General features: G+C 70.6%; 2 protein-coding genes. One reads left to right on the top strand and one right to left on the bottom strand.

All coding sequences use genetic code 11. From position 1 onward, the window contains the following. Positions 1-186 precede the first annotated feature (186 nt). Positions 187-363: a hypothetical protein gene (locus ACWGO0_RS37440; protein ID WP_157028735.1), complete on the bottom strand. Its 177-nt coding sequence runs from the start codon at positions 361-363 to the stop codon at positions 187-189. A gap of 141 nt (positions 364-504) precedes the next feature. Here ACWGO0_RS37440 and ACWGO0_RS37435 point away from each other — a divergent pair, with 141 nt between their 5' ends. Beyond that, on the top strand, positions 505-693 hold the full coding sequence (locus ACWGO0_RS37435; RefSeq protein ID WP_376189705.1) for a hypothetical protein: 189 nt from the start codon (positions 505-507) through the stop codon (positions 691-693). Positions 694-1,032 lie beyond the last annotated feature (339 nt).

Here is a 1,032-nt window from a genome sequence, read left to right as displayed (position 1 = left end):
ATCGTGGCCCGGAGGTCGAGCCAGACCCGCTCGCGGGTCGCGCCCTCAGCGGGGGTGATGACGCCGCTCCAGGTCGCCTGGCGGCCGTCGTGGGACTGCATGGTGAGGATGTACAGGAACTCGCGCATGGGGGCCTCCTGGCGGTGGTTGGGGCGGGGCACCGGCCGGTGCCCCGCCGAGGGGGCGTCAGCTGGCGTCGTACCGCGCCTGCTCCAGCGCGTCCCGGACGGCCTGCTCGCCCTGGATCTCGCCGCGCTCGATCGCGGCGTACACGGCGGCCGAGCCCATGTACATCCGGTCCTGGAAGTTGACCCCCTCGGAGGAGGAGGAGTCGTCGTTCTTCTTGCCACCGAACAGGCCCATGATGATCTCCCTTGCGGTTGTGTCAGCTTGTGCCGACCGCTTCACTATGACACGACTGTGTCAGTCTGCGCAAGCCCCGTCGAATAGAGAATGCCTAGGTGTGTGTCGTGGCTCGTGCTCCTGGCGCTCGTTGATCCCGGCATGAGTACGAGCGATGACGTTGCGGGTGGGGCCGAGCCGACGCAGGAGTACGGCGTGCTGTGGGTGCCGGTGAGGTGTCCGGGCGACTGCCTGTGCTCGGACTGCTCGGGTGCGGGGGACATGTGGGCCGACGCCCAAGCGGAGATGCGGGAGGAGCTGGGCGAGGACCCGTTGGGTCCTGATGCCTAGGTGTGGCGGTCGAAAGTGCCAGAGGTGTGGTGCGGAGCCGGATGATGTGCACGTGCAGAACAGTGATGCGAGCAGGGCGGAGCGGGCGCGGTGGTGTGGGTGGTGTGGGCTGCCGATTCCGGGGCCGCATCCGGTGGTGGGGCGGCCGCGGCTGTACTGCCGGACGGGTGGGTGCCGGACGCGGGCGGCGGAGCACAGGCGGGAGCAGGCCCGGACGCGGGCGGCGGTGCTGGCGGCGGAGCGCGCGGTGCTCGGCCGACCGGAGGAGCCGATCGTGCCGCCCGCGCCGGGCAGCTGGTGCGCCAGCGAGCAGTGGATGAAGCCCTCCTCGTGGACGGT

Source organism: Streptomyces sp. NPDC055749, from assembly GCF_053617235.1.
The sequence above is the reverse complement of the archived record's forward strand: the minus strand, read 5'-3'. Positions and strand labels throughout refer to the sequence as shown.

What these genes read in the sequence shown, in the direction of transcription:
- ACWGO0_RS37435 (WP_376189705.1), top strand. Translation starts at nt 505, where the DNA reads ATGAGTACGAGCGATGACGTTGCGGGTGGGGCCGAGCCGACGCAGGAG.
- ACWGO0_RS37440 (WP_157028735.1), bottom strand. Translation starts at nt 363, where the DNA reads ATGGGCCTGTTCGGTGGCAAGAAGAACGACGACTCCTCCTCCTCCGAG.